Source organism: Lentilactobacillus parakefiri, assembly GCF_002157585.1.
In the GTDB taxonomy this organism is placed as follows: domain Bacteria; phylum Bacillota; class Bacilli; order Lactobacillales; family Lactobacillaceae; genus Lentilactobacillus; species Lentilactobacillus parakefiri.
In genome coordinates this window covers 65,178-92,133 of the sequence record NZ_BDGB01000044.1, presented here as the reverse complement: position 1 = coordinate 92,133, position 26,956 = coordinate 65,178, and the positions used below count along the sequence as shown (strand labels likewise).

General features: G+C 44.8%; 28 protein-coding genes. 12 read left to right on the top strand and 16 right to left on the bottom strand.

Going from position 1 to position 26,956, the window contains the following annotated elements:
- Nucleotides 1-26: 26 nt before the first annotated feature.
- Both thiM and LPKJCM_RS04475 read right to left on the bottom strand, forming a co-directional pair.
- Complete coding sequence (gene thiM / locus LPKJCM_RS04480; protein WP_057962503.1) at nt 27-815, bottom strand: hydroxyethylthiazole kinase; 789 nt, start codon at nt 813-815, stop codon at nt 27-29.
- A 559-nt stretch (nt 816-1,374) separates the two neighbouring features.
- A complete protein-coding gene (locus LPKJCM_RS04475; protein WP_057962504.1) occupies nt 1,375-2,235 on the bottom strand; it encodes an oxidoreductase in 861 nt (286 codons plus the stop codon).
- 128 nt (nt 2,236-2,363) lie between these two features.
- Between LPKJCM_RS04475 and LPKJCM_RS04470 the strand changes: the two genes are divergently transcribed.
- The 4 genes from LPKJCM_RS04470 to LPKJCM_RS04455 all read left to right on the top strand — a co-directional run bounded on the left by LPKJCM_RS04470 (nt 2,364) and on the right by LPKJCM_RS04455 (nt 5,905).
- Nucleotides 2,364-2,846 (top strand): GNAT family N-acetyltransferase, encoded by a 483-nt coding sequence (locus tag LPKJCM_RS04470; protein ID WP_057962505.1) that lies wholly within the window; start codon nt 2,364-2,366, stop codon nt 2,844-2,846.
- A 43-nt stretch (nt 2,847-2,889) separates the two neighbouring features.
- Nucleotides 2,890-3,738, top strand: a complete 849-nt coding sequence (locus LPKJCM_RS04465; protein ID WP_057962506.1) for an aldo/keto reductase — start codon at nt 2,890-2,892, stop codon at nt 3,736-3,738.
- A 309-nt stretch (nt 3,739-4,047) separates the two neighbouring features.
- Nucleotides 4,048-5,433, top strand: coding sequence for a 23S rRNA (uracil(1939)-C(5))-methyltransferase RlmD (gene rlmD / locus LPKJCM_RS04460; protein ID WP_057962507.1), 1,386 nt, complete (start codon nt 4,048-4,050; stop codon nt 5,431-5,433).
- Between the two features lie 25 nt (nt 5,434-5,458).
- Entirely contained in the window at nt 5,459-5,905 is a 447-nt protein-coding gene (locus tag LPKJCM_RS04455) for a hypothetical protein (protein WP_057962508.1), read from the top strand.
- 282 nt (nt 5,906-6,187) lie between these two features.
- Here the strand turns inward: LPKJCM_RS04455 and glpK are convergent, their stop codons facing one another.
- Both glpK and LPKJCM_RS04445 read right to left on the bottom strand, forming a co-directional pair.
- A complete protein-coding gene (gene glpK, locus LPKJCM_RS04450; protein ID WP_057962509.1) occupies nt 6,188-7,699 on the bottom strand; it encodes a glycerol kinase GlpK in 1,512 nt (503 codons plus the stop codon).
- 189 nt (nt 7,700-7,888) lie between these two features.
- Nucleotides 7,889-8,128 (bottom strand): hypothetical protein, encoded by a 240-nt coding sequence (locus LPKJCM_RS04445; RefSeq protein ID WP_057962510.1) that lies wholly within the window; start codon nt 8,126-8,128, stop codon nt 7,889-7,891.
- A 151-nt stretch (nt 8,129-8,279) separates the two neighbouring features.
- On the opposite strand from LPKJCM_RS04445, the gene LPKJCM_RS04440 reads away from it, so the two are divergent.
- Nucleotides 8,280-8,486, top strand: coding sequence for a hypothetical protein (locus LPKJCM_RS04440; RefSeq protein ID WP_057962511.1), 207 nt, complete (start codon nt 8,280-8,282; stop codon nt 8,484-8,486).
- Between the two features lie 1,032 nt (nt 8,487-9,518).
- On the opposite strand, the gene LPKJCM_RS04430 is transcribed toward LPKJCM_RS04440, so the two are convergent.
- Nucleotides 9,519-10,139: a hypothetical protein gene (locus LPKJCM_RS04430; RefSeq protein ID WP_057962513.1), complete on the bottom strand. Its 621-nt coding sequence runs from the start codon at nt 10,137-10,139 to the stop codon at nt 9,519-9,521.
- A 148-nt stretch (nt 10,140-10,287) separates the two neighbouring features.
- Between LPKJCM_RS04430 and LPKJCM_RS04425 the strand changes: the two genes are divergently transcribed.
- Nucleotides 10,288-10,896, top strand: coding sequence for a DUF6198 family protein (locus tag LPKJCM_RS04425; RefSeq protein ID WP_057962514.1), 609 nt, complete (start codon nt 10,288-10,290; stop codon nt 10,894-10,896).
- 25 nt (nt 10,897-10,921) lie between these two features.
- Here the strand turns inward: LPKJCM_RS04425 and LPKJCM_RS04420 are convergent, their stop codons facing one another.
- Nucleotides 10,922-11,779, bottom strand: coding sequence for an alpha/beta hydrolase (locus LPKJCM_RS04420; protein ID WP_057962515.1), 858 nt, complete (start codon nt 11,777-11,779; stop codon nt 10,922-10,924).
- 820 nt (nt 11,780-12,599) lie between these two features.
- Between LPKJCM_RS04420 and LPKJCM_RS04415 the strand changes: the two genes are divergently transcribed.
- Nucleotides 12,600-12,869 carry a type II toxin-antitoxin system mRNA interferase toxin, RelE/StbE family gene (locus tag LPKJCM_RS04415; RefSeq protein ID WP_057962516.1) on the top strand — a complete coding sequence of 90 codons (270 nt, stop codon included), beginning with the start codon at nt 12,600-12,602 and terminating at the stop codon, nt 12,867-12,869.
- Nucleotides 12,870-12,935: 66 nt separating this feature from the next.
- Here the strand turns inward: LPKJCM_RS04415 and LPKJCM_RS04410 are convergent, their stop codons facing one another.
- On the bottom strand, nt 12,936-13,736 hold the full coding sequence (locus tag LPKJCM_RS04410) for a hypothetical protein (protein WP_057962517.1): 801 nt from the start codon (nt 13,734-13,736) through the stop codon (nt 12,936-12,938).
- Nucleotides 13,737-13,927: 191 nt separating this feature from the next.
- Here LPKJCM_RS04410 and LPKJCM_RS04405 point away from each other — a divergent pair, with 191 nt between their 5' ends.
- Nucleotides 13,928-14,881: an MDR/zinc-dependent alcohol dehydrogenase-like family protein gene (locus LPKJCM_RS04405; protein ID WP_057962518.1), complete on the top strand. Its 954-nt coding sequence runs from the start codon at nt 13,928-13,930 to the stop codon at nt 14,879-14,881.
- Between the two features lie 145 nt (nt 14,882-15,026).
- On the opposite strand, the gene LPKJCM_RS04400 is transcribed toward LPKJCM_RS04405, so the two are convergent.
- The 3 genes from LPKJCM_RS04400 to purB all read right to left on the bottom strand — a co-directional run bounded on the left by LPKJCM_RS04400 (nt 15,027) and on the right by purB (nt 18,075).
- A complete protein-coding gene (locus LPKJCM_RS04400) occupies nt 15,027-15,752 on the bottom strand; it encodes a LiaF transmembrane domain-containing protein (RefSeq protein WP_057962519.1) in 726 nt (241 codons plus the stop codon).
- Between the two features lie 4 nt (nt 15,753-15,756).
- Complete coding sequence (locus LPKJCM_RS04395; protein WP_057962520.1) at nt 15,757-16,206, bottom strand: LytTR family DNA-binding domain-containing protein; 450 nt, start codon at nt 16,204-16,206, stop codon at nt 15,757-15,759.
- Nucleotides 16,207-16,779: 573 nt separating this feature from the next.
- Nucleotides 16,780-18,075 carry an adenylosuccinate lyase gene (gene purB, locus LPKJCM_RS04390; protein ID WP_057962521.1) on the bottom strand — a complete coding sequence of 432 codons (1,296 nt, stop codon included), beginning with the start codon at nt 18,073-18,075 and terminating at the stop codon, nt 16,780-16,782.
- 228 nt (nt 18,076-18,303) lie between these two features.
- Here purB and LPKJCM_RS04385 point away from each other — a divergent pair, with 228 nt between their 5' ends.
- The 3 genes from LPKJCM_RS04385 to LPKJCM_RS04370 all read left to right on the top strand — a co-directional run bounded on the left by LPKJCM_RS04385 (nt 18,304) and on the right by LPKJCM_RS04370 (nt 21,233).
- Entirely contained in the window at nt 18,304-19,584 is a 1,281-nt protein-coding gene (locus LPKJCM_RS04385; RefSeq protein WP_057962522.1) for an adenylosuccinate synthase, read from the top strand.
- 190 nt (nt 19,585-19,774) lie between these two features.
- Nucleotides 19,775-20,746, top strand: coding sequence for a GMP reductase (locus LPKJCM_RS04375; RefSeq protein WP_057962523.1), 972 nt, complete (start codon nt 19,775-19,777; stop codon nt 20,744-20,746).
- Between the two features lie 166 nt (nt 20,747-20,912).
- Entirely contained in the window at nt 20,913-21,233 is a 321-nt protein-coding gene (locus LPKJCM_RS04370; protein ID WP_057962581.1) for a hypothetical protein, read from the top strand.
- Nucleotides 21,234-21,698: 465 nt separating this feature from the next.
- Here LPKJCM_RS04370 and LPKJCM_RS04365 read toward each other — a convergent pair whose 3' ends face one another.
- The 3 genes from LPKJCM_RS04365 to LPKJCM_RS04355 all read right to left on the bottom strand — a co-directional run bounded on the left by LPKJCM_RS04365 (nt 21,699) and on the right by LPKJCM_RS04355 (nt 24,709).
- Complete coding sequence (locus LPKJCM_RS04365) at nt 21,699-22,313, bottom strand: LysM peptidoglycan-binding domain-containing protein (RefSeq protein ID WP_057962524.1); 615 nt, start codon at nt 22,311-22,313, stop codon at nt 21,699-21,701.
- 201 nt (nt 22,314-22,514) lie between these two features.
- Nucleotides 22,515-23,912 carry a Na+/H+ antiporter NhaC gene (gene nhaC, locus LPKJCM_RS04360; RefSeq protein ID WP_057962525.1) on the bottom strand — a complete coding sequence of 466 codons (1,398 nt, stop codon included), beginning with the start codon at nt 23,910-23,912 and terminating at the stop codon, nt 22,515-22,517.
- A 242-nt stretch (nt 23,913-24,154) separates the two neighbouring features.
- Complete coding sequence (locus LPKJCM_RS04355; protein ID WP_057962526.1) at nt 24,155-24,709, bottom strand: GNAT family N-acetyltransferase; 555 nt, start codon at nt 24,707-24,709, stop codon at nt 24,155-24,157.
- Nucleotides 24,710-24,797: 88 nt separating this feature from the next.
- Here LPKJCM_RS04355 and LPKJCM_RS04350 point away from each other — a divergent pair, with 88 nt between their 5' ends.
- Nucleotides 24,798-25,187 carry a hypothetical protein gene (locus LPKJCM_RS04350; RefSeq protein WP_057962527.1) on the top strand — a complete coding sequence of 130 codons (390 nt, stop codon included), beginning with the start codon at nt 24,798-24,800 and terminating at the stop codon, nt 25,185-25,187.
- Between the two features lie 8 nt (nt 25,188-25,195).
- Here LPKJCM_RS04350 and trxA read toward each other — a convergent pair whose 3' ends face one another.
- The 3 genes from trxA to LPKJCM_RS04335 all read right to left on the bottom strand — a co-directional run bounded on the left by trxA (nt 25,196) and on the right by LPKJCM_RS04335 (nt 26,944).
- Nucleotides 25,196-25,525: a thioredoxin gene (gene trxA / locus LPKJCM_RS04345; RefSeq protein ID WP_057962528.1), complete on the bottom strand. Its 330-nt coding sequence runs from the start codon at nt 25,523-25,525 to the stop codon at nt 25,196-25,198.
- The gene (locus tag LPKJCM_RS04340; RefSeq protein WP_087069561.1) at nt 25,503-26,261 is read right to left on the bottom strand and encodes a TerC family protein; all 759 of its coding nucleotides are present in this window, start codon (nt 26,259-26,261) and stop codon (nt 25,503-25,505) included. Before LPKJCM_RS04340 ends, trxA begins: the two co-directional genes overlap by 23 nt.
- 62 nt (nt 26,262-26,323) lie before the next feature.
- Nucleotides 26,324-26,944 (bottom strand): glycoside hydrolase family 73 protein, encoded by a 621-nt coding sequence (locus LPKJCM_RS04335; RefSeq protein WP_057962530.1) that lies wholly within the window; start codon nt 26,942-26,944, stop codon nt 26,324-26,326.
- Between the last annotated feature and the right edge of the window lie 12 nt (nt 26,945-26,956).

The following is a 26,956-nucleotide window of genomic DNA, read 5'->3' as shown; positions in this document are numbered from 1 at the left end:
AACCCGGGTCTCGTCGCACTCTTTTCTTAATCAAAATTAGCAAACTTCTCAACGGTCTTGATATCAATCAAATGAAGTTCATCAATCAATTGAACACCAAATGAACCGGCCAGTGGTGTTGCCATTGATTTGGCAACGACTTCACCGGCAACGTCAAAGACCGCCGTGGCAGTTTGAGCAGCTTCAAAATAGTCGTGCTCAACGCCACAGAAACAGCCGATGGTACTGGATAACATGTCTCCAGAACCCACGTGCAGCTTGAATAAATCAGTCTCATTGTAAATTCGGACAACCGCCTCGCCATCCGTAATGATATCCGTTTTGCCACTTTCGACCACGACACAGTTACGTTTCTTTGCTAATTTCTTGGCAATTTCTTCCAGGTCACCGTTTCCTTCTCCGGCGTCAATTCCCTTGGCATTCCATTCCACATCGGCTAAAGCAGCTATTTCACCGGCATTGCCCCTAATGACCGCCACATCGATTTGGTCAAGCAATTCGTTGCAGCGTTCCTTTCGATAGTCAACTGCACCAACCGCTACCGGATCAATGACGATGGGTTTCTTGTACTGGTTGGCAAATGTCGTTACTGCGCTAATCTGTTCCAATTGACCCTCGGTAAACGCGCCTAGGTTGACCGTCACTGAGTCGGCCATTTGAACCATTGGCTCGGCCTCATTCTTTTCTTCAGACATGATAGGTGATGCGCCCAAAGCATTAATTCCGTTTGCAACATCTTGGACGGTCACAAAGTTGGAAATGTTGAAGGCAATTGGGTTCTTCTTTCGTAATGTATCTAATAAATCGATTTTCATTTGGTTGTTCTCCTTTGTTGTTTTCGCTTATTGACAAAAATAGGAGCTGAGACACTTGGTGTCTGCAGCTCCGGATGGTTGGTTGGGTTTGGTTGGGTTTGGTCGTGTTTCTGCTGGATGCGCATGCGTTTTGCTGCTATCTAGCGGAAACGTGCTCCGACGGCCGGCTGAAAGCCTGCCTAGCCTACTTGGCGACGACCCTGACCCCTACCGTGTAAGGCAAAAAGTTCAAACGATGAACAAAACTCGTTCATCCTTTAAATTTCCGCCTTACACTCCGGGGTCAACCCGGGTCTCGTCGCACTCTGGCTGAAACGTACTCCCAGGGGCAGTGACCTGCATCCAAGGCACTTCGGCCGAAAATCTACTCGATTTCCGTCCAAAGTCCCTTGGATTCCGATCACTAACCGCCCCTAATTGCACTCTGCTTCCCTACCCCAGTCCTAGCTGACAGGTTCAAAGGGTTTCGGCCTGGAATAGGTCGGTCTCAGCTGCTACCTAGCAGTTCCCCTAGTGCTTCTACATTCATGGTACTTTATTTAATTAAGGCGGTCAATTACTATCTGTTCTGACCGGTTTCTCTGTTGACCATCTGCTGCGCGTACTTATTCAACGCCTCAAAGAATGCATCCAGACACTTATCCGGCAGGAAATGTTTCATTAACATTGCCGGTTTGGCGCCCGTTCCAATCGCATACCGAATCTTTGGTCTCCTTGAAAAGACGGCGCGATCGACCGCTCTGGCAACCACTCTTGGTGCTGACGCAAACTTGTAGGAAACCGCAAAGAAGGCTGCCGATCGTCTGGCGAGGTTCGCATACGGACCAGTCCCGGACGCATCCATCATTCGATCCATTGCGCCATCCTTCCATTCGGACTGAATGGCGCCAGGTTCGACGACCGCCACATCAATGCCAAATGGCTTGAGTTCTTGCCGCAGGGAATCACTCATCCCTTCAATGGCAAATTTGGACCCAATATACCAACTGCCTAATAGCATGTTGCCAATCTTACCGGCCATCGATGACATATTGATAATTCGGCCGCTATGCTGCTTTCGCATAATCGGCAGGACCGCTTGAATCATTTTGACTAAGCCAAAGACGTTGACTTTAAATTCGTACTCACCTTCTGTCAAGGTGACCTCTTCAACCGAGCCAAACGACCCGATGCCGGCATTATTGACTAAGGCATCAATCCGGCCGGTTTTGGCAACAATTTCACTAACAACCCGATCGATTTCATCGTGGTCGACTACGTCCAAGTGCATCGTGTGAATTCCCAAATCATCCAACTCGTTCATTGCATATACTCTTCGTGCCAGAGCATAGACTTCCATGCCGTTTCGATAGAGGTTCTTGGCAATCTGCATGCCGATTCCTGATGAAGCGCCCGTCACAATCGCAACTCTTTGATCCATAGTGATCCCTCCCGAACTTGTTCCAAATTAGTTCCAGTATATCACGATAAAGCGTTCACATGGGCTTTACTCAGCAATTCTAAAAGTGGTAATATGCTAATCAAACATTAAAGACAGGAGTTGATAGAATGGTGAAGATCCGGCCAATTAAAGAACAGGATGACTTCGAGTTGGCAAAAATTATTCGTACAATTTTAAAATCTTACGGACTTGATATTCCAGGCACCGCGTATTTTGATAAGGAACTTGACCATTTAAGCAGCTTCTATGCCCAAAAGAACGACCGCGAATATTTTGTCGCTGTTGATGACACAGGTCACATCCTGGGTGGCAATGGAATTGCCGAATTTGATCACGCCAATCGGGTGGCTGAATTACAGAAGTTATATTTGACCGAATCGGCGCGCGGCCACCACCTCAGCTACCGATTGTTGGACACTGCCGTCGGCTTTGCTAAGGGAGCCGGCTACCGGGTCGTCTATCTGGAAACCCACCATGCCTTGAAAGAAGCCATTCACCTGTATACAGACTATGGGTTCACAGACCTGGGCCATCCCCTAAACAACGGTGAGCATTCATCAATGGATAAATTCTTTGTACTTCATATTTAATTTTTATAGAATGGCATTAAATAGATCACTAGGAGGTCAAACCATGTCATTAACAGATACGTATACCTTATATAACGGGGTTAAGATCCCACAAGTCGGCTTTGGTACCTGGCAATCAGCTGACGGCGACGAAGCCTACCATGCAGTTTTAGCTGCACTGAACGCCGGCTACCGCCACATCGACACTGCTGCAGCTTACGGCAACGAAGAAAGTGTTGGCCAAGCCATCAAGGATAGTGGCGTTCCCCGTGAAGATTTATTCGTCACGACCAAGCTCCGGAATGCCGACCACGGTTACGAGAAAACGAAGCAGGCTTTTGGCCGTTCTTTGGAAAAATTAGGGCTGGACTATGTCAATCTCTACTTGATTCATTGGCCAAATCCAATTGATTTCAGACAGAATTGGCAAGAAGCTAACGCTGAATCCTGGCGGGCAATGGAAGAATTTTATGCAGCCGGGGCCGCCAAGGCAATCGGGGTCTCGAATTTCCGGCCGAAACATTTGAACGCCTTGTTGGAAACAGCCAAGGTCAAACCAATGGTTAACCAGATGTTCATCAACCCGTCGGACATGCAGCCGGCGGTGGTCGAATATAACGATGACCACGATATTTTGACCGAAGCCTACAGTCCCCTTGGCACCGGGGCAATTTTCAAGATTCCGGAATTAGTCACGATCGGTCGAAAATATGATAAGACACCTGCCCAAGTCGTTCTCCGCTGGTCACTGCAGCATGGATTCCTACCGCTGCCAAAATCAGTCCACGAGAAGTACATTAAGGAAAATGCTGATATTTTTGACTTCAATTTATCAAATACCGATATGAAAACGATCGATGGTTTCCACGGTCAGGCCGGACTGGCAACTGATCCCGACACCGCAACCTGGTGAGCCGGTGCGATGAACATCCCTCATTTAAGGGGCTGGAACAAAAATGCTTATCGTTTCACCCGCACTTTATTATTTCGAATATTCCATAACAGAAAACGTGGGACTTAAAGCAGTTTCCGGCCATATAAGCAAGCAATCCAAATATCCAAACCCGGGATATTCGGATTGCTTGCTTATATTCTGGAAACTAACCACTTTAAGTCCCACTCTTAATTTTTTAATAAAACACCTCGTCCCGCTTGCTTCACATGCGAACAACACCCGTGATGTGCTATCATACTAGTAACTAAGAATATTAAGGACGGTTCAATGTATAACGATAATAATACGGTTCACGTTAATGAAGGTGAACAATTAACAATTGAAATTAAACGGATGGGAATCAACGGTGAAGGGATCGGCTACTATGAACGCAAGCTGGTCTTCGTTCCCGGTGCGCTGCCAACTGAAAAGGTGGTCGTTGAAGTCACCAACGATTTGAATAACTTTATCCGCGCCAAACTTGTCGAAATTTTGACCAAGAGCAAGGATCGAATCCAGCCAGTCGACGACTACGCAAATGACGTCGGCGGTTTTGAGTTGGAAAATTTAGCTTACCCCAAACAACTGGAATTCAAGCGCGACGTTGTCCGTCAATCGCTGGAGAAGTATCAACCCACCGGCTACCGCAGATTCAAACTGCTGCCAACCATCGGCATGGATGATCCGACTCACTATCGCAATAAAGCCACCTTCCAGATCCGCCATGACGAGGCTGGCAACACCATCGCTGGTTTGTACAAAGCCCGCAGCCATGATGTGGTCGACCTTAAAACCTCGGCATTGCAATATCCACTGACGATGAAAGTCATGCGGGCGATTGTAACGATGATTGATGAACTGGGGATCCCCGCGTATGACGAGGAGAAAAACGCCGGCATCATCAAAACGGTCGTTGTTCGAGCAGCCATTGCGACTGACCAAGTCCAAGTCACTTTCATCACTCAAAGCAAGAAACTACTCAAAAAGCATCAGCTATTGGAACGCATCAAGGCTGAATTACCGGAAGTCGTTTCAGTCATGCAAAACGTCAATCCGGGGCGAACCTCACTTATTTGGGGCGATGAGATGATCCACCTGGCTGGCCGTGAGACCATTACCGAGGTGCTTAACGACCTAAAATTCGATTTATCCGCTCGAGCATTCCTTCAAGCCAATCCCGAAATGACTTCAGTGCTTTACGATGAAGCTTTCAAGGCACTGGATCTCAAGGGCAACGAAAAATTGGTTGATGCCTATTCAGGTGTCGGCACCATCGGCCTGTCAGTGGCTAAACAGGTTCGCGAGGTCCGTGGGATGGATACAATTGCTGAAGCCGTTCAGAATGCCAATGCTAATTCGGTTCGAAACGGCATCTTTAACTGTTTATATGAGGTCGGTGAAGCCGAAGAACTGCTGCCTGAGTGGATCGACGGCGGATGGACACCAACTGCATTAATCGTCGATCCGCCCCGCACCGGCTTGGCAGATTCGCTGATTGATACCATTTTAGATATCGTACCGAAGAAATTTGTGTATATCTCCTGTAACCCATCGACCTTGGCACAAGATCTCATCAAATTGACAGAGAAATATAACGTTGAATATATCCAATCCGTGGATTTAATGCCGCAAACCTCCCGTTGTGAATGTGTTGTTAAATTCAAGAAAAAGTAACCATTAGTTCGAAAGGAGGCTCCCCATGCAAAACCCATTTGGTAATGGCAATAATGATGACAATAACCAAAATGATCCCAACAATCCAACTGGACTGCCGATTCCACCGAACTTTGCGACCGTTGTGAACAAAGAAAGCGGCCAGATTCGAATCGCCAAGGTTGGTCCGTCATTCACCGCCCTATTATTCAACCTCTGGGTGCCAATTTTTCGATCAGACTGGTATAACCTACTGTGTATGGCCGGAGTAGAAATTATTGCCGGAATGGCCCTCTCACTTGGAATGGGCCAACCGTTTCAAGTTGCCTATTCCGTTGGCTCATATGGCCTGGGAATTATCTGGATGCTGATTTATAATATGATGTACTTCAAGCACCTGTTCAATATCGGCTTTGTTCCCGCGGATGATCGGTCTAAGGAACTTCTCAGTGATGCCAATTATTGGAAAGAGCCAAAGGATAAGAATGAATAACGCAAAGTAGAAATAGGAGGAAGCTGCTGACAAAATGCTAGTTTTGCCAACAGCCTCCTCCTTCTATATTGCTGGAACTTGTGTCAATGCCGGCCGTGTAATGCCTTTCCTACTTGGAAGACCGCATCCTACTCGGTATTCTCTCAATGTTCCCTAACAGAATAGTGGAAAAATAAGCAGCTTCCGGCCGTATAAGGGGGATTATCCAAATATCCAAGCCCTGGATATTCGGATAATCCCCCTTATACTCTGGAAGCTAACCGCTTATTTTCCCACACTAATCTAAATTTTAACACGGTATCCCCGAGTAGCCTGCACCGCAGCTTGCCAGCCGCGATACAGCTTTTGTCTGCGGGAATCTTCCATCTTCGGTGTGAAAGTGCGCCCAGGTTCTTGGAGACTTTTGATTTCATCGATATCTTTCCAGAAACCGACCGCCAATCCAGCCAAAATCGCAGCACCAAAAGCAGTGGTGTTTTCGTCAGCGGCTCGTTGGATTGGTATATTTAAAATATCAGCTTGGAATTGCATCAAGTAACTATTCCGCGAAGCCCCGCCATCGGCCATCAATTCTGGAATGTGCATGCTGGTATCTTTTTCCATCGTCTGAATGATGTCCTTAGTGCCATAAGTAATTGACTGCAAGGTGGCCTTTACAAAATCATCCTTGGTGGTTCCACGGGTTAAGCCAAAGACTGCCCCGCGAACATCTTGTTCCCAGTATGGTGCCCCTAACCCGTTAAATGCGGGGACAACATAGACTTCATCGTCATCTTCAGAATTCATGGCCGCTTGGCGGGATTCAGGAACGTTGTCAATTAATTGCAGACTATCTGCCAGCCAGGATAGGGCAGTTCCAGCAGCAAAAATTGACCCTTCCAGTGCGTAGGTTACTTTGCCGTCGAAATTATAAGCGATAGTTGTCAGCAAGTTGTCATCAGAAATCTCAGGCTTGGATCCAGTATTCATCATGATGAAGGCACCATCACCATAGGTGTTTTTGATCATGCCGGGTTCAAAAGCCAGCTGACCAATCAAAGCAGCCGACTGGTCACCGGCAATCCCGGCAATCGGCACTTCAATGCCATAAAACTGGTAATTCTTCGTTGTGCCATAAAGTTCACTGGAAGTCTTAACCTCTGGCAGCATCGTCTTTGGAATGTTAAGTAATTTTAAAATGTCATCGTCCCATTGCAGCGTGTGAATATTGAAGAGCATGGTACGACTGGCATTTGAATAGTCGGTAACGTGATACTCACCCCCGGAAAGCTTCCAAACCAGCCAAGTATCAACCGTCCCAAACATCAACTCACCCTTTTCAGCCCGCTCTTGAGCGCCATCAATGTGATCCAAAATCCAGCGGACCTTGGTTGCTGAGAAGTATGAGTCAATAATCAAGCCGGTCTTCTTGTGAATCATCCCTGAATAGCCGTCATTCTTTAATTTTCGGGCCAAAGCGGCGGTTTGCTTAGACTGCCAGCCAATTGCATTATAAATCGGTTCACCGCTCTCCTTGTCCCAAATAAGGGTGGTCTCACGTTGATTAACGATTCCAATTCCCTCAATATCTTCGGGATGGATGCCGGCATCAATGAACGCAGAAGAAATCACATTTAAAACCGATGTCCAAATCTCATTAGGATCGGTCTCAACCCAGCCATTATGTGGGATTGCCTGCTTAACGGGCTTTGAAGCTTCAATCACTTTTCGACCGCTATGGTCAAAAATCATTGCCCGGGTTGAAGTGGTCCCTTGATCAATTGATAAAACATATTTTGGTGTGTCAGTTAACATTAGATTCCCTCCAAACACTAGAAAGCGATTACATATTCCACTAAATTTTTTTGGTAACTTGAATGAAAAATTGATATATGGTCTTTTATTTATATTAAAAAAGCACATTATGAACTATACCATAACGTGCATTACAATTCAAATTGCTGTTTCAATCACTTTTTGTGAAGCAATATGCAACTAGACCAATTAACGTTTTACTTGAACATGAATATCGTCACCGTTGTCATTGAGCTCTTCATCGTAACTAAAGCTGGCATCAGTGAAGTAATGTTTGATTTCTTTATTAACGTTCTCGAGCGGACGATTATCTCCGTCTTGGCGGTTAATTACGATTTCATATTCCTTCTTGTCATCGTCGGTGTTGACAAAACTATAAATCACATCAACGGTATTTAAAATTTCTTGAATCATTTGGCGTTCAGTCATTTCAATACCCCTTTCACTTACCTATATATCCACTTTAGCGCTAAATGCAAAAAAATGTTAATAAATTATTCTTAAGCTTATGCTTGTGAGAAAAATTGTTTACATCCAGCAGAATTGTGAACTATAATTAATTTTATCATAAGAGGTGACAATGTTGACTATTGCGACAAAAGAAATTTCAAATGAATTGATGAATGCATACAAAAACAAGAAGTTATTGCACATCCAGACCCATGACGGCACGCTGACAGGAAGTGTCGCTGCAGTCAACGACGATCAGGCTTTCATCGAGCGTCCCGCTAAGGGTGTGACGGTGGTTAAGTTGGGGAGTATTGAACGGGTTCAGATTTTAAATTAGTTTTTTGGTAGATTTTTTAGCGCTCTGTGGCTGGTTGGCTGCGGGGGCTTTTTTGTTTAACAGATTGAATCAATGCTGATGGTAGGAAGGATAGTAGGTTATCCGGATTAAGCTGAACCGGCTTGGGATCAATGACTTCACCTTGAAAGTGACAAAGAAGTCATACCGGCCATTAATCTTTGCTGCATAATAGCCTAAGTTTCCACTTCCTTGATCGTCAGTAGCAAATGTTAGTTTCACGTGATTTGTTTTTTTAAGCCATTTGTATGCTGCTGCGTTGCTTATCTTTCTTAATTCCTGGTACCGATGAGCGTGAATGAGATGGTTAATATCCCTTTCTATGTAGTCCTCAGCATGTTCATCGAAAGTGACGGCTGTCCACAAACAGTATGAACCAATTAATCCAACGATGGACACGATGGTAATGAGTATTTTTTTGATTCTCTACATCCCCTAACATTGATAATTAATTGTAGGATAGACCGACATATGTTTGTAGGCAAATTAAGTTGGTCTTCTTAGGTTGGTCGATCATTTTTTCCTGAAGCCCAGGTGCTTGTTGTGCTTAGTGTTCTCTTCGGCCTTGAAGATGCGCTCCGACCGCCGGCTGAAAGCCTGCCTAGTCCTGTGGACGACGCCCCAGGACCCTACTGCATAAACAAGAAACTCCCAGGATGAACATAATCCGCTCATCCCCCCTGTTCAATTCGATTGATGTTACTGTGGTCTGAGCACTTATCTTATTTACCGCTCCCTTCGGCCTTTAAGATACGCTCCGACGCCCCAGGACCCTACTGCATAAACAAGAAACTCCCAGGATGAACATAATCCGCTCATCCCCCCTGTTCAATTCGATTGATGTTACTGTGGTCTGAGCACTTATCTTATTTACCGCTCCCTTCGGCCTCGAAAATACGCTCCGACGCCCCAGAACCCTACTGCATAAACAAGAAACTCCCAGGATGAACATAACCCGTTCATCCTGGGAGTTTCTCGCTTATGCTCCGGGTCCTAATCGGGGCTCGTCGCGCTCTACTTGTTGTTCTCATACATCACATTTTCGAATTTCTTTCTTAACTTTTCGGTCAGCAAAATAATATTCTTCGGTGCCCGGTTCACGCTGAAGTCAAAGCAGAATCTCAGCGGAACTCCCATATTGAAATCTTCCTCGTAAGCCGTTACTTTTTTTGAATCAACATCAGGCTGATACCCCATCAAGACTTGCATTCCCAGCTTCTTGTGAGAATCCCAATTACTGGAATCTCGATGATTGTCCAGTAGCTTCCGCACTTTAATGCTCTCCAGTGCCCTGATTAACGTCTTCGCATTGCTAATTTTGTGTTGGACACCCAAGAAGACAAAATAACGATGCATCACTGGGATGACGGACGTGAAAAAAACGTTTGTTGCTGCAATTTTTTCTGGGAATAAATCCATGACAACTTCCTTAACCGACTTTGCAGAATATTGCCTCGGACTTCGTAATTGATATTTATAGGCTAAACCAACAAATGCCTGGGTAATATATTTGGCTGCTGCTCTTTCCGGTTGGGTTAATTTTCGAAATGAGCGGGTTGTTTGGAATCGCCTAAACCACAGACGATTATTTTCGAAATGCTTCTCAGCTTCTACTTCCGAATATTCTCGTTCCACAAGACCGCCTCCTCTACCGTGAATATTAACACGATTTGTGAAAGAACTGTATCAATTTGACCCGAACGCTTTTAGTAAAGATGTTCAAACCAAAGCAAATATTATACAATGGAATTCATGATTAATTGAAGGAGAATTCGAAGACCTAATGGCTAAAATGAAAGACTTCAAACAGCGCCTCTATTATCTGGGGCTGTCAATTATTATCAACTCGGCTGGAAATGCCCTGGCAATTTCCTCCAACCTGGGAAGCGCGGTCTGGACGGGATCAGCCGTTAATCTCTCTAAATGGGTCAATATCCCGCTTGGAACCACACTGTTTGGTTACGGAATCATTGTGACCTTAAGCAATCAGTTATTGCTTGGCTCGTTTGACCGGCGCCGCTTTTTCTCCAACTTACTGTACACTGTGCCGTTCAGCTACCTGGTAGCGTTATTTACTTTCATCTTTAACTCGCTGGGAGTTCCAGGAATGGACTTTTATGTCCGCCTCCTCTTAGATATTATTGGCCTCTACTGTGTTGCGATGGCGGTATCCATGTATGCTCGAGCCAATCTCATTATGCATCCCAACGATGACCTGGCTTACATCATCCGCTTCAAATACATCCATGGCAGCGCTGTTTTATCCCAGTGGCTAAGCTACATTCCACCGGTGGTCATCATTTCAGCGTCCTACTTTTTTACTGGAAAACTTTATGCGATTGGGTTTGGGACTATTTTTGCCTTATTGTTCCAGGGTTCAATGATGAAATAGTCCGACACCCACGCGTTCCCCAAACTTAAGCACCACGTTGATCTTTAATGAATGCCGCAATTCGTTTAAGGGTCTTTTTTGTTTCGGGCAATTTGAACCAGAGCGTGTAGTCATGGTAGCCGTCCTTAAATGCCGTCACTTCTGGATGAGCACCTTCTGCATGCTGTAAGGCGCCAATGAATTGAAGATCACAGGGGACCAGCATTTCGTTTGCACCGTAAAAGATCTGAATTGCACCAACTTCCTGTAACTGATTAGAGTCGGTGAAATCAACCCACTTTTCGGGGGTCGCGCCTTCATCAAACCAGCGGCCGATCTTCTGTAAGGTGGGAAGGTCTAATAAAATATCATTGTCAGCCCGCTTGGCAATTGACGGACTGGCCAACTTGGTGTCCAACCACGGCGAAATGAAGCTGCTGCCAGCTACCTTCCCCGGGTTATTCACCAGCAGCTGTAGGGCAATCTTGGCCCCCGCCGAGTCGGCGACAATAAAAGTCGGCAGTTCGGACTCGATCACCGTGTCAAATGCAGCCTGAGCAAATTGTAAAATTTCATCAGCGGAATGCTTTGGAAGAAGCGGAAAGTCAGCCACTTGGATCAAACTATTTGATTCGGTCGCAATTTTGGTAATCATTTCCAGCTGATCCTGATTCATCGGCACTGTGAATGCGCCGCCATGAAAATACAGAATTTGACTCGTCGGCTTTTCAATTGATTGAAAAGTAACCAATTGACCATTTTTAACCGGACGAATTTTGTATTGATTTGCGTTTTGCTGGAAAATATTGATCTTCTGATTTGGCTTCAGGAAGCTGTGGGCGACACTCTTTTTGTAGTTTTCGGTCCTAAACTTCCTGATTAACCGTTTAGCCATAAAGCTCATTGAAAGTCCTCCTCATTTCGCAGTTTCCTACGGTTAATTTTAATTCTAACCGAATTTATCTGACAGATTGTGGTCAAATACCGAAAAGTTCACAAAATCTTCACACTTTTTTCAAACTTTAATCACAATCATTCTATATACTAAAAGCATAAACATAAAGTGATACGTCATTTTATGTGGCAATAAATTAAATCCCCCTTTAATTTATTACTTTTGTGTTCATATTCTTCCTCTAGAATATAGGTAACTTGAGGTAAGACATCCCCGTGTCTTATCTTTTTTTGTGCCCGGCATTCAATTGGGCTTCAAAATTCACAAAATCTTCACAATTTATTCATACTTTGGTTAAACTTTTCCTGTATGCTGTTTATGAATAGAAGTTAAGGCTTCTCTTCACCTCATATTTGTCAGAAATGATCAAATCAATTTTGATTTAAACCTTATCTCCCCCTCAAAAAAAGATTAAGGTGTAAAAGGACTGTTGCGAAAGTCATCAACTTTCACCGCAGCCTTTTTTGTCCGCTAAGATTAGTTTGGTAAAATTCACAAAAAGTTCACACTTTCGTCCAACTTTTTTTATATTTATCAGGTATATTATAACCATGAGCAAGAGATAAACGAGATTTATTTCTACTCACCCCCAATAACATTGAGCAGCAAATCAATCCCCCCATTGATTTGTTGTCCAAATCATCATATTCATATTCTTCTCAGAATATTGAACTGAAAGGCCCGGCTCCCCCGCTGGGCCTTTTTTCTGTGCTCAAATTATCTGGGAACGCTATAATTAACAGTAATGAATATGGGAGGGAGCAGCTCAATGGCAAAATTCCAGGCGAAGTATCAATCAAGATTCAAAAAGCATTATCAAAATATGATCCGGGCCAGTCGGTACACAGAGGCCGACTTCAAGGCGATCGAAGACCAGCTCCTAAGCGGCCAGCCAGTCGCAGAAAAGAATGATGATCACGTCATCAAAAGCAGAAAGCCACAGCGCGCGCTATTTATTAAGGGAAGTTGGTTGCTGATTTACGAAGTTGTTGGCAGTACTGTCCGCTTTTTGGATACCGGGCGTCATGGGGAAATCTAGACAAAAAAGTCTAATCGACAGCCGGGTACGTTCTGCGTTCAATTAGACTTTATTATTCCAAAAACATTATTTGGTTTTATAGAAATACTGAGAAATGCCGTATGCTTTAATCGCATTCTGGTGTTCATGCCTTATATGCCGAATAAAGATTCGACTGTCATATCCTGGCAAATATTTTGAATTTCGAAGACCACATCCCCAATAAATCTTTTGTTGATTCTCAAACTTCGAAAAAATTAAGCTGGATTTAGTTGGATCCACTGGGTCACGGACTGTTCCAAGCATAATGGCACCGAGAAAGACCCCCGGGTACTGGCGGACAGTTGTTTCCATAGCAGACTTTTTGAAGCTGAGCTTGTACTCACGCCACTTGCTGCTAGTGTTCTTGTGTGTTGCCCATGAACCTAAGAACTCATCAGGAATACTTGTCCAGTAATCCTTGGCTAACTTATTTGGCAAATAATGATAGGCATATACTGGCGTGCCAGTCGAAAATACTTTGCCCGCAAATCTACCCTTAATTGCAGGCTGCCCGTCTTGTGCTGCCGACTTCAGGACAATTGGGCGATACCCCTTTACCTTGATCTGCCAATAGCCATATTTATTTGGCTTGATCAGCTTCACTCGATGACTTTTTAGCGACACAACCAATCCTGCGCGTTGATTCATTTGAGAAACAGTTGTTTTGGTCACGCTAATTTTCGTATACCATCCCTTTTGATCATTGTAATACCACGTCCCACGTAATGTCGTTGGCGTGGTGGAATATGTACCTCTGTTTGCGGAAGCAGTACTTGCTTGTAACCCCATGTAAAAACTAACACATGCTAAAATAAGCAATACCTTCAAATACCAATATCTATTCATGAATTCTTCCCCCTTAGGTCCACTTTACCGCATGTGAAAATAAATACAATAAAAGATCTTAACTAATTTTGTTTGAACCCAACCGTCAACATCGTTGCAATTTTTGCCGTCTTCATCCATCATAATATCGAATTGAGAACCAGCACCAATCTCACAAATCAAACATTCAAAATGTAAGGAGTCGCACGCATATGAAAGCAGCAATTATTAACGATTTTACCAAGGGTCCCGAATATGGTGACTTCCCAGATCCAGAAGTTAAAGATGGCGAAGTTGAACTCCATGTGTTAGCCGCGGCGGTTAGCCAGCTGGCCCGATCCAGAGCGAACGGCACCCACTATTCAGCTGCCAGCACTTTGCCGATTATTCCCGGCGTAGATGCCGTTGGAGAGACTCCTGACGGCGAACACTTTTACTTCAATAGCAGCAATAACATCTATGGAACGTTGGCAGAAAAGGCCGTTGTCAATCGACGCGCGTTGTTTCCGATCGACAATACCTTTGACCCCGCCATCGTCGCCGCTACAGCCAATCCAGGAATGTCATCCTTTATGGCAATTAAAGAACGACTGGGAGCAGACAACCTCCGCGGTAAGCGCGTCTTAGTGTTGGGGGCGACGGGTGCTTCAGGCCAACTCGCCATTCCCATCAGCATCAGCTTTGGCGCCAGTGAAGTCATCGGTGTGGGCCGTAATCCCGAAAAATTGGCCAAGCTCGACCAGTTTGGGGTCACCTCAACGATTAAGTTAACTGATAATGATGATCAACTGAAAGCAGATCTGGCAAAGATCGGCGACATTGATGTGGTTTTAGACTACCTTTGGGGCGATATTGCCGCCACCACGATTGCCGATATGATTTCCCAACGCCAAGATCCACAACACACCTTAACCTGGATTCAAATCGGTTCGATGGCCGGCCAGAGTTCACCTTTAAAGGGCAGTCTGTTTAGAAGCATAGATTTCCGTTTAATTGGGAGTGGCTTTGGGTCGTTTACGGCTGCCAACCTGGGCGATGACATGCCAGCATTATTAAAAATGATCACGGATGGCAAAATTGCCGTCCCGGTGACCACCTTCCCACTCAGCCAAATCGCTGAGAAATGGCATGACTACGGCGACAACCGCTTAGTCTTTTTACCTTAATTGAATAAAAGTGACACCAGGACCAGAAGCATTTGATCCCAGGTTCAAACAAATAACGCCACCATCCCGACCAGGAATGATGGCGTTATTTAATGAGGCCGTACATATAAGATTCCGCTTTTAAAGGTTTTGTCGGAGATCCTCGTTACAAGTAATAGACTTCCAACCCACCCAGATTAACCTTACCAGTCAAGTAAACCCGTGGGCCTTCGTGTGGTGAATGGTTATCAAATACTTGAACGGTCCCCATTGCCGGATCAATGTTGTTAATGATTTGCCAATCACGGGGGACGAACAGCTTGATTCCAGACATATAATCATCAATGTGAATTGTCGCCGATTCGCCGGTAATTACAGCCTTATCAAAATAGGCTTTGACCCCAGACATTGAGGCATGAATGGTCGCCCGCTTAAAGTCATCAGACTCAACGTAGCGCACTGTGTCTCCCATGGTTGCCTCGATCACGGTCGTTGACTGGTCCGATGTGTCAATGTAATCATCATCCCAGTCATCAGAAAAATTTCGATTAGACCGCCAATCCCAGTGATACCAACTGCGATGTGGGTGAAAAATAATTGACAGCCCAATTGTCACTAGCAGCGCAATGCCAAGAATCGTCCACGGGACCAATTTGGTAATCCCCAGTGGGCCGGCGTACAGCATTGCCAGAAATGCCACTGAAAAAACACTGCCAACAATACTTAGATCAACCAGCGACGTCAATAAAACAATCGCTAAAATCACGGTCATAATCAAAGTGAAGGCACTAATTTGAAAGTTAAGCCAGCCCATCCCAACGGCGAGCCACGCAATTGCGGCCGCCAGAAACACGATTCCGGCAACCCATCGATGCTTATTCATTGTAGACATTTCATTACCCTCTTCTCTCCAGCCTGTCCTTGAGCGGCTTATAGTATCTGCGCGATACGTAGACCTGCTTGCTGGAATTCTTAAATTTCACCACGACACTTGAAACTGAACGTGTCAGGGAAAAGACGTTGCCAAGATTAATAATTGCTGACTTCGAGATCCGCATGAACTGCCCCGTTAACATCATTTCCAGCTCATAAAGCCGGTGATGGATAGCGTACTCGTTGGCTACCGTGTGGGCGTGAACCTGACGATCAACCGTTTCAAAAAAGAGCACATCGTCCAGGCTCAAATAGTACTCACTGTCGCCTTTGTAAAAGACCAGCGATTGAACCTTGGCAGACTGCCGTGAAATGGCGTCGTACAATTGGGCAACTTCAGCATCATACTTGGGTGCCTTAATGACAATCTCTTTGTCGGTCAAGCTATCATCAATTTCAACCCGGACTTTCATCAAAACACCTCTCCCCAATACATGCTTAATTTAACTACACCAATCGCCCGACGTAAACCGGTTTTGCGTAAGCGGTCATTAGTCGTGTACAAGTGGTCAAATTGTTGCACTATTTTTCAAATCATAACACAACGTAAGAGAGCGACGAGACCCGGGAGTCGCGGTTTCTAAGGGTACTTTGATTAAAGTCCCTGGGTTTGGGACTTTAATCAAAGTACCCTTAGAAGTTAGCGGCTGGGTCGTCGCCAAGTAGGCTAGGCAGGGGTTCCCCCGGCCGTCGGAGCGCATTTTAAAGGCCGAAGGGAGCACAAAATAACCTAACAAACGTGCTTCTGAATTAAAGCGGTTAGTTTCCAGAATATAAGCCAGCCATCTGAATATCCCGGGTTTGGATATTTAGATGGCTGGCTTATATGGCTGGAAACTGTTTTAATTTGCACGTTTCTGCTATAGAACATTCGAAATAATAAAGTACGGGTGGGACGATAATTATTTTTGGTCCAGCCTCTTGCGTCCCACTCTGGCTTTAATTAATTGTGAATCCCTAAAAATTAACTCTATTGAAGTAAAAGCCTATTCCAAACCGACCCGGGCAAATATCTCACCCACGTGGCGAATATGATAATGGTAATCGAACGCATCGTTGATTTGGTCTTCACTCAACGCATCGGTAATCTTCTTATCACCCTCAACCAAATCTCGGAACTGAATTCCCTTATCCCATGACTGTTTGGTTAGCGGCTGAACCAGATCATACGCCTGCTCACGCGTCATCCCGGCATCGATTAACTTCAACATGACCCGTTGGCTATAAATCAAACCATAGGTCAGACCCATGTTGCTCTTCATGCGTTCTGGGAAGACCGTCAGTCGATCCAAAATTCTGGTGAAGCGGTGCAACATATAGTCTAGTAGCGTCAAAGTGTCCGGAATAATGATCCGTTCTGCGGATGAATGGGAAATATCACGTTCGTGCCATAGGGCAACATCTTCATAGGCCGTTACCATGTGACCACGAGCAACTCGTGCCAAGCCACAGATGTTTTCAGATCCAATTGGATTCTTCTTATGCGGCATGGCAGAAGATCCCTTTTGACCGGCGTCAAAATGTTCTTCGACTTCATGAATCTCAGAACGTTGCAGTCCCCGAATTTCAGTGGCAAATTCTTCCAAACTCGTCGCAATCAACGCTAACGTTGAAATGTAATCGGCATGCAGATCACGGGGCAAAATTTGGCTGGTGATTTCCTGTGCCCGCAGCCCAAGCGAGTCACAGACGTACTGTTCAACAAATGGCGGCACATTGGCGAAGGTTCCAACAGCACCCGAAATTTGGCCGGCTTCCAATTCTTTAGAAGCAGTCTCAAAGCGACGTTTGTTCCGGTTCATTTCTGAATACCAGCGGGCAAGCTTGAGGCCAAAAGTAGTTGGCTCTGCTTGAACACCGTGGGTCCGGCCAATCATAACCGTATCTTTGTATTTTTTTGCTTGTTTGGCAATGACATCAATAAAGGCATCAATATCTTTTCGAATAATTTCGTTAGCCTGCTTGATTCGAACACCCCAGGCAGTATCAACCACGTCGGTACTCGTGACACCATAGTGGATCCATTTCTTCTCAGGGCCAAGTGACTTAGACACGTCACGGGTGAAGGCGACGATATCGTGATGCGTGACCGCCTCAATTTCGGCGATCCCATCGACATCAAATTTGGCGTTCTTTTTGATCTTTTCAACGTCCTCAGCGGGGATCTTCCCCAGCTTGGACCAGGCTTCATCAATGGCAATCTCAACTTTAAGCCAGGAAGCATATTGATTTTGCAGTGACCAGATGTTACTCATTTCAGGTAAAGAATATCTATCTATCATAACGAGTCCTTTCTACTAAATAATGACAGGATAATAATACCATATTGTTCACTTTTTGACTATATTATGAGAATAATAATTACCTTTCGTTCGTATTCGGTTTGAAAGTCGAATATTAAACGTTTTACTTGTGAAAATTATTAACCTTTTGGTTGATTAATGGAATGCAAGTTGGTATTATTAAAAATGCTGGGTAGATTCCTGGCAATAAAATTTAGAGGTGTTCATATGTCATCTATTGTGATTGTTGGAAGTCAATGGGGCGACGAAGGGAAAGGTAAAATCACCGATTTCTTCGGCCAAAGTGCTGATATTATTGCCCGCTATCAAGGCGGCGACAATGCCGGCCACACCATTGTATTTAACGGCAACAGCTATCATTTACAACTTATCCCATCAGGTATCTTTGATCAGGAAAAGTACAGTGTGATTGGTAACGGTGTTGTCGTTAACCCCAAATCCTTGATCAACGAAATGGACAATTTGAAAAAGGATGGGATCAGTACCGATAATTTGAGAATTTCAAACCGTGCTCAAGTCATCATGCCCTACCACATTCTCTTCGATGGTCTTCAAGAGCAGAAGAAAGATTCTAAGATTGGGACAACCAATAAGGGAATCGGCCCTGCTTATATGGACAAATACGAGAGAATTGGCATTCGAATTGCCGATTTGCTTGATAAGGAGATCTTTGAAGAAAAACTTCGAAGCAATCTACAAGTTAAGAACGAATTACTCACTAAAATCTATGACCATGAACCATTAGAATTTGAACCAATCTTCAATGAATATAACGAATATGCCGATCGAATTCGGCCATACGTTGTTGATGCTTCCTATATTATTAACAACGCACTTGACGATGATAAAAATGTTCTGTTCGAGGGTGCCCAAGGGGTCATGTTAGACGTTGACCACGGCACTTATCCATTCGTCACCTCATCAAACCCAAGTGCCGGCGGTGCAGCTGTCGGAACCGGCGTTGGTCCCAACCGAATCGATCACGTGATCGGCGTCTGCAAGGCCTACACGTCACGAGTCGGTGAAGGCCCTTTCCCAACCGAATTGCATGATGAGATTGGGGATCACATCCGTGAAGTCGGCCATGAATATGGGGTTGTGACGAAGCGCCCTCGTCGAATCGGCTGGTTTGATAGTGTGGTTCTCCGCCACTCCGCCAGAGTCAGCGGCTATACTCATTTAGCTCTGAATTGTTTAGATATTTTAACTGGTATTAAAACATTGAAGATCTGTGTTGCCTACGAACTAAATGGCAAGAAGATTGACCACTACCCTGCCACTTTAAAAGAACTCGATGCCTGCAAACCCGTATACGACGAACTGCCGGGATGGGATGAAGACATTACCAAATGTAAGACATTTGATGAACTGCCAACCAATGCGCAGAATTATTTGAACCACGTCCAAAAAGCAGTCGGCGTCCCTTATGCAACCTTTTCAGTTGGTCCTGACAGAGAGCAGACGAATGTGGTGGAGAAGGTGTGGTAAAGAAACAGTGAGCGGAGCCAGGCGGTTAGGAATCGCAGTGTAAGTCTCCTCAGAGAGAAATTCGCGGTTTTGGAATTTGTCTCTGAGGTGCTTACATGGAGATTCCTGCCTGGAGGAGCTGTCCTCAAATGTCGAATCAATCACAAAATCCCACTTAAAGAAGCTGTCCTAAAACCTCGGAGGTAAAATCATGGAAGTATTTGATTACGAAGATATTCAACTCATCCCCAACAAGAACATCATTAAGAGTCGGAGTGACGCTGACACTTCAGTAAAATTTGGCCCCAAGACATTTAAGATTCCCGTTGTTCCAGCTAACATGGAAACGGTTATCGATGATGACCTGGCCGTTTGGCTCGCCCAAAACGGTTACTTCTACATCATGCACAGATTCCAGCCCGAAAAACGTGAAGGCTTCATCAAGATGATGCACTCAAAAGACCTTTATGCTTCTATCAGTGTTGGTATCAAGCCTGAGGAATATGAATTCATCGACCAGCTGGTTGCCGACAACGAAAAGCCTGAATATATCACGATTGACGTTGCTCATGGTCATTCAGACTACGTTATCCAGATGATTCACTACATCAAGGAACAATTACCAGATAGTTTCTTGATTGCCGGAAACCTGGGAACTCCTGAAGCTGTTCGCGAAATTGAAAACGCCGGTGCTGACGCTACCAAGATTGGTGTCGGTCCTGGTAAGGCATGTATCACCAAGCTCAAAACTGGCTTTGGGACTGGCGGCTGGCAGTTAGCTGCCCTGCGTTTGTGCTCAAAAGCCGCCAGAAAACCAATGATCGCTGATGGTGGGATTCGTTACAACGGCGATATTGCCAAGTCCGTTCGTTTTGGCGCTTCGATGGTCATGATTGGTTCATTATTTGCCGGTCATGAAGAAACCCCTGGTAACCTGATCAGCATTGACGGTAAGAAATACAAGCAATACTGGGGTTCAGCATCTGAACGCCAAAAGGGTGCCTACCGCAACGTTGAGGGTCGACAAATGTTAGTTCCTTATCGTGGACACATTTCAGATACTTTGAATGAAATGGAGCAGGACCTGCAGTCGTCGATTTCTTACGCCGGCGGCCGTAAACTGAATGATATTACCAAAGTTGATTACGTGATTGTTAAAAACTCGATCATGAATGGTGATTAACCCCCATTTATGTTAATCATTAAAGTGCCTTGAAACAGCTGAACAGCTGGCTCAGGGCACTTTTTTTGCACAATATTCTAGTAGAGAGCGATATAATACTTGCCTTTTGAAGATGCAAACGGCTACACTAATATTAAATGGATCATCATGAAGGGACTTGTTGTCAATGGATAACCTGTTTGACGTTTTACAGATGGTACGCTTTAACCATTTAGCATTTGATTCATCACAGGTCGTGATCACCGATGTTGACGGGAAACCGAACGGGATTTTAACCGACCTTTTTCGTGACGTGGTCAACAAAGTCAATTTATTCATCGACTTGTCTGAAGCTCACGACGCCGGTGACGTGGTTGCATCTCTCAAAGCCCATACCCCCTTGCCAGCCGATGTTTTGGATGAGTATGGCAAGATTTTAAGGGAGCCGCTTGTCGGCATCAATTTTGCCCCCCAGAAGGGTCAGATTGAGTTGTTGGTACGAGGTTGATTACTTGTATGCCAAGGTATTCGCTTGATGCGGATGCCTTTTTACGTATTGAAAGCGCGTTGCGACGCCCCTGATCCCTATTGTATAAGAAAAGCCTCAACAAACGAACAAGTTCGCCATTGTGGCTACTCACGACTGCTATCTAGTGGAAACGCGTTCCGACGACCCTGATCCCTACTGCATAAGAAAAGCCGGCCAACGATGAACAAGTTCATCATTGACCGGCTTCCCTTATGCTCCGGGATCACCCCGGGGCTCGTCACGCTCTGTCGCGTTTGTTATGCTCTTCCGAGCTCCCTTCAGCTTTTAAAATACGCTCCGACGACCCAGGGCCCCGCCACATAAACAAAAACATCCAACGATGAACAAAGACCGTTCATCATTGGATGCTTTCGCTTATGTTCCGACGGCCGAATGCAAACGGCCTAGCCTACTTGGTGGGCCCTAACCGGGTCTTGTCGCGCTCTAGTTTAATGCCCATGCACCCATTCCTTGTGAATGGTAAATCCGTGCTGCATCATTTACTTGTTCGCGCCAGTCATTACTTGTTGTGTAAAGTGATTGGTACAAACCATGAGCAGTTGAGCTTGGGTTTTGTGCTGATGGGTTGTTTCTTGATTCACGGTAACTGATGGCCATCCAAGTTGATGCTGAAACACCAGTCTTTTGTTCCATCAATTGAGCTGCTTGTTGAGCAACTGAACCGCTGGTAGCAGTGCTAGTTGAAGTTGATGCTTGGCTAGTCTGTGCTTGGTTCGTTTGAGTTTGAGCTGGTTGGCTGTAACTCTGAGTCTGTTGAGTCGTTGCGGTTGCTGCATGTGCGCTACCTTGAGTATTTGATGTGGCGTCAGCTGAAGGAATTGTTAATTGCTGACCAACTTGAATGACGTTTGCATCCTGAAGATTGTTTGCGCTCTCGATAGCCTTAACTGAGGAATTGTACTGTTGTGAGATTCCCCATACGGTGTCGCCTGACTTAACTGTAACTATTGTGCTTGCTGAAGCATATGCGGATCCTGCGAAGAATAAACCAATAGCTGCAGCTGAAGTAGCGAAGATCATAGATAATACTTTTTTCAAAATTACACACTCCTATATCTGTGTCTAGAATTTTTGTCGACCTCATCGATCAACAATACATAGTGTATAGTTACGAAGTTACCATCCAATATCACGCGTATTAAGAAAAATGGGATTGACGTAACTAATGTAACGAGCGGGTAATGTTTGTCAAATTAAAAAATATGATCTTCTAGGTAAAACGTTGTTAAAGTAGCAATACTAATCGTTTTCACGTGCTTTCAAATGTTTCAGTCCGATGCCGGTAAAGCCACTAATGATTGAAAAAATTGGTGAAGAAAGACTAAAAACAGCAAATGGCAGATAAGAAATCGTCGACACTTGAAGCGTATTAGCCGCAAAAACACCTGCGACCCCCCACGGAATCAAGTAATTAATCACTGTTCCGCCATCCTCAAGGGCCCGACTCAAAGCAACCGGCGCTAATTTTGCTTTGTCAAAGGTTGATTTGAAGGCATTTCCAGGCAAGATGACTGACAAGTATTGTTCACCCACAAAGATATTGACACCGACGCCACTTAAAATAACAGCTAAAATGAGTGAGCCATTTGACTGCAGCTTACGCGACAGTGGCCCCATCACAGCGTCAATTACACCAAATTTCATGAGAAAACCACCCAAAGCAAGCGCTGAAATAATCAAGGCAATGGTCGTCATCATGCTGGCAATTCCGCCTCGAGTTAGTAATTGATCGACGCTTTTATTACCCGTGTGCGACACGTAGCCGTTGGTCAACGTGTTCACCACTGTTTGAACTTTTGTTTTCGGCTCTTCAATGTATTGCATAAAAACGGCCACCAAAATATTGATGAATAGGGTTGGAATGGCCGGAATTTTTTGCCAGGCACAGATAAACATCAAGACAATTGGAATAAATGTCCACAGTGAGATACTGAAATGATTAGTCAACACGTTAATAGTTCGGTCAATTGAGGCCGGATTGAGTTGGGCGTGGGTACGACCGATCAAAAAGAACACAATTAATGACGTGAAAAAGGCGGGGATTGTCGACCACATCAAGTTTCGAATATGGTCGAACAAGTCCGCCCCAACCACGGCTGAGGCCAAATTTGTTGAATCTGATAACGGAGAGGTTTTATCACCAAAAATTGCGCCAGAGATAACAGCTCCGGCAATCATGGCCGGATTAATTCCCATCGTCAAACCCATACCCAAAAAGGCAATTCCAATCGTTGAAACGACCGTAAAGGCGCTGCCAATTGCGGTTCCGACAATTGTACAAACCACAAAAACAGACGGCAGGAACCATTCGGCACTAATTAAATGAAAACCATAGACCATCAGTGACGGAATCACGCCTGCAGCGATCCATGAACTAATCAATGCACCAATTAAAATAAAAATAAACATTGGGATAATGCCGGTCGAGATTCCGTTAATGATTCCTTGATTGACAGCGTTCCAGGAAAAGCGACGAACTTTGGCCCAGGCAATTAATAGCAGAATCACAAACAAGATTGGAATTTGCGGCGAAATTTGCAGTTTAATCACGCTGAAACCCATGATCATAAGCATCATCAACAATACGATAATACCTTCGGTTAAACTAATTGTTGGTTCTTTGACATCATTTTCCATTTCATTTACTCCTCCATATAAAAAGCGTCCCCTAGTCAAAAATAGACTAAGGGACGCTTCAGCGTGGTACCACCCAGTTTAGCTGTCATTACACAGCTCACTCACTAGATGATATCGGCTCTAGTTATTATCCGTTAAAATCGCCACGGTATTTTGTCAATCCGTCCTGACCGGTTCGCATCTCCCACCGGCTTTCTGACACCCAGAGGAATTGACTACTTCATGTGGCTTACATGATTAAATTAATAATTCGTGCTGCGAATCCCAAAGAATTCTTCAGGATAGTAAATCTTGCCGCCCTTATGGTACAAAGCACCGTCAAATAATGGTTTGATCAAATTGTCATTGAAATCAACCGCAACGGTTGGCAAAATGTTGAAGTTATCAGCAGGGACATAGTTGTTTTTAAAGAAGAAATCAGAGTGGTCAATTGCACTAACGGCATGATAGCCCGCCAATCGAGCCCGGGTTTCTAATTCAATTACCATCTCTTGGCCAATGCCGTCGTTTCGATAACCATGCAAAACACCAATTTCAACGATGGACACGATTGGGAATTTGACAGTCGCAGAACGAACCTCCGCCGGCACCATCATGGCGTGGCCAATCACTCGATGGTTGTGGTCTTTTGCGACGACCTCAAATTGATCGTTATAGGATTCGCTGTCCCGCAGACGATCGACCATATCGACCTCATCACCGTCTGTGTTTGGCCCGTCATTTTGATAACTATCTGCGATAATACCTCGTACAGCCGCATAATCTTTGCGATCAATTGTCTCTACTGAAAATTTCACAATTTCATCTCACTATCTATATTTTTCCAACTTGTCTATAATTATATCTAAATGGTATCACAAATTTCGTTATGAAAGTTGGTCAATTATGTCAACCAAATCTAAACTAACCATAATTAGCATTTTAACATACTGTGCCTTTGTTATCTTGGCTTTATTCACTAATATTTTATCGCCAGAAAAAATTGGCATCACTTGGACGATCTTTTGGTATGTTGCCGCTGCTGGAATTGTTTACTACCTATGGTTTAAGAACCTGGTCTTTCAGCGAGTCATGTATTACAGCAAAGCCCTCAATCTAACCCAGGTCGACTTGGCAAAAATGCTACCCAATCTTAAAGAAAGCCAAGTGGTCCCAGATCCCGGCAAGCCAGCAATCATCGCACCAATATTCAACTTCCCGCTTCAGGGACTAGACATCCTGAATGCCAAGCTAACCCCAATGGCAAAACAAAAAGGCATCCCGCCGTTTCGGTAGAATACCCATCAAACTGATTGAACCTCTGCTAATTTTTGATCAAAATATTTTTGTAATTTCTCTTTTGGATAGACACCGCTCACCTTTTCGACTGCTTTGCCATTCTTGAAAATGACCAGGCTAGGCACACTCAGGACGTGATACTTTTCAGCAACTTCCTGGTTACCGTCGACGTTCATCTTGCCAAAGTGAATTTGGTCGCCATAATTAATTTCTAAATCGGCCAAAACCGGGTCCAAAATCTTGCAGGGACCACACCATGGTGCCCAGAAATCAATTACAGTCAGTGGATTATGGGTTTCAGCCGCTAAATTTTCAGGCGTTATCTCCGTGCTCATCGTTAGTCCTCCGCTTTTTTCTGACATAGTGAATAATCAAAGTAATGATGACCGCCGCAATCACGATGCCGCCAAAGATTGCGGCCGGAATTTCAATATCAATCGCCGGAATCGACAGAAACAGTTTTAAGGCAATGATTCCAATTAAAACGTACGCCATTGGCTGAAGCTCGGGGATAATCCCCATCAGCTTCATAATGACTTCGGCAACTCCCCGCATGGCGAGGATACCGATCATCCCACCCAGAAGGACAATCACCGGGTTGGATGAAATTGCCAGGGATGCCAGGACGGAATCGATTGAAAAGACCACATCCATGAACTCAATTTGGGCAACCACCGACCAAAACAGTGAAACTCCGTGCCGTTTACTGCCAGCCAGCTTCTTGGTCCGAACAATCTTGGTTTTCCGGAAAAACTGGTAAACCAGATAGAATAAGTACAGCGAGCCGACAACTTTAATTTCCCAAAAATGAATCAGGTAAGTCCCGGCTCCAATGATTAGGAAACGGAATAAATAAGCACCCCATAAGCCATAGAACAGGGATTTTTCCCGCTGGACTTTGGTTGGCAGTGCCTGGGTCTGAGCGGCTAGAACCACCGCGTTATCCACTGACAGCAAACATTCAATCGTTACCAGCGACAGAATGATTAACCAGTCACTGCCGCTGGTGATGACCGTTTCCCAATTATGGGGATCAAAAAATGGCCCGTATAGATCAGAAACCCAATTCAACAATGTGGCGTTCACCTCAACAAATTTTTCATTTAAACGGCCTTCAAAGAATCCTGACCCTCTTAGACACGTTCATTAATTGCTTTTAAATCATAACGGCTTAGCTGATATTTGACAATCAGGCGGTTCAATTTGGCAGCGTAGTGAGGATCGGTTGCGTACCCATTTTCCTGCAGTAAGTGGGTTGATTTGCGGTAACTCAAGATGTTTTTGGCTTTGATGAACTTATCGCTCACCAGTTGGTTGTGGTCAGCGATCGAAGCCGCCAAGTTCGGATACTTTCTAAACTCGGCCAGGACCTTGATTGACTTGCCATTTTCAACTTCTCGGGTGTAGAACTGGACCGATTGGCCGTGGTACCGACCTTTGATACCAAATAAATTGTTGGCTTGCGTTGACAGTTCGGATGTTCCAAACTGAGACTCCAGAATTGCCTGGGCAATGACAACGCTTGGCAGTACTTGGCGATTCTTCAAATACAGCTTAACAGCCGGCGCCCCTACTCGGCTGATAAAGGTTCGCTTTTGCTCGGTCGAAAAATGATCGGTCTTTTTTTGAACCAATGTCGGCACAGACCTTCGCTGCGGACGGTGACTCAGCTGGCCGCGCAATGAAACGCCGGCTGCCAACACCGCAAACGTCAGTAATAATATGACAGTAAACCGCCAGCCTTGTTTTCGCAACGTCATTTCTCC

Coding starts and splice junctions, on each gene's coding strand:
- thiM (WP_057962503.1), bottom strand. CDS start 815: ATGAAAATCGATTTATTAGATACATTACGAAAGAAGAACCCAATTGCC.
- LPKJCM_RS04475 (WP_057962504.1), bottom strand. CDS start 2,235: ATGGATCAAAGAGTTGCGATTGTGACGGGCGCTTCATCAGGAATCGGC.
- LPKJCM_RS04470 (WP_057962505.1), top strand. CDS start 2,364: ATGGTGAAGATCCGGCCAATTAAAGAACAGGATGACTTCGAGTTGGCA.
- LPKJCM_RS04465 (WP_057962506.1), top strand. CDS start 2,890: ATGTCATTAACAGATACGTATACCTTATATAACGGGGTTAAGATCCCA.
- rlmD (WP_057962507.1), top strand. CDS start 4,048: ATGTATAACGATAATAATACGGTTCACGTTAATGAAGGTGAACAATTA.
- LPKJCM_RS04455 (WP_057962508.1), top strand. CDS start 5,459: ATGCAAAACCCATTTGGTAATGGCAATAATGATGACAATAACCAAAAT.
- glpK (WP_057962509.1), bottom strand. CDS start 7,699: ATGTTAACTGACACACCAAAATATGTTTTATCAATTGATCAAGGGACC.
- LPKJCM_RS04445 (WP_057962510.1), bottom strand. CDS start 8,128: ATGACTGAACGCCAAATGATTCAAGAAATTTTAAATACCGTTGATGTG.
- LPKJCM_RS04440 (WP_057962511.1), top strand. CDS start 8,280: ATGTTGACTATTGCGACAAAAGAAATTTCAAATGAATTGATGAATGCA.
- LPKJCM_RS04425 (WP_057962514.1), top strand. CDS start 10,288: ATGGCTAAAATGAAAGACTTCAAACAGCGCCTCTATTATCTGGGGCTG.
- LPKJCM_RS04420 (WP_057962515.1), bottom strand. CDS start 11,779: ATGAGCTTTATGGCTAAACGGTTAATCAGGAAGTTTAGGACCGAAAAC.
- LPKJCM_RS04415 (WP_057962516.1), top strand. CDS start 12,600: ATGGCAAAATTCCAGGCGAAGTATCAATCAAGATTCAAAAAGCATTAT.
- LPKJCM_RS04410 (WP_057962517.1), bottom strand. CDS start 13,736: ATGAATAGATATTGGTATTTGAAGGTATTGCTTATTTTAGCATGTGTT.
- LPKJCM_RS04405 (WP_057962518.1), top strand. CDS start 13,928: ATGAAAGCAGCAATTATTAACGATTTTACCAAGGGTCCCGAATATGGT.
- LPKJCM_RS04400 (WP_057962519.1), bottom strand. CDS start 15,752: ATGTCTACAATGAATAAGCATCGATGGGTTGCCGGAATCGTGTTTCTG.
- LPKJCM_RS04395 (WP_057962520.1), bottom strand. CDS start 16,206: ATGAAAGTCCGGGTTGAAATTGATGATAGCTTGACCGACAAAGAGATT.
- purB (WP_057962521.1), bottom strand. CDS start 18,075: ATGATAGATAGATATTCTTTACCTGAAATGAGTAACATCTGGTCACTG.
- LPKJCM_RS04385 (WP_057962522.1), top strand. CDS start 18,304: ATGTCATCTATTGTGATTGTTGGAAGTCAATGGGGCGACGAAGGGAAA.
- LPKJCM_RS04375 (WP_057962523.1), top strand. CDS start 19,775: ATGGAAGTATTTGATTACGAAGATATTCAACTCATCCCCAACAAGAAC.
- LPKJCM_RS04370 (WP_057962581.1), top strand. CDS start 20,913: ATGGATAACCTGTTTGACGTTTTACAGATGGTACGCTTTAACCATTTA.
- nhaC (WP_057962525.1), bottom strand. CDS start 23,912: ATGGAAAATGATGTCAAAGAACCAACAATTAGTTTAACCGAAGGTATT.
- LPKJCM_RS04350 (WP_057962527.1), top strand. CDS start 24,798: ATGTCAACCAAATCTAAACTAACCATAATTAGCATTTTAACATACTGT.
- trxA (WP_057962528.1), bottom strand. CDS start 25,525: ATGAGCACGGAGATAACGCCTGAAAATTTAGCGGCTGAAACCCATAAT.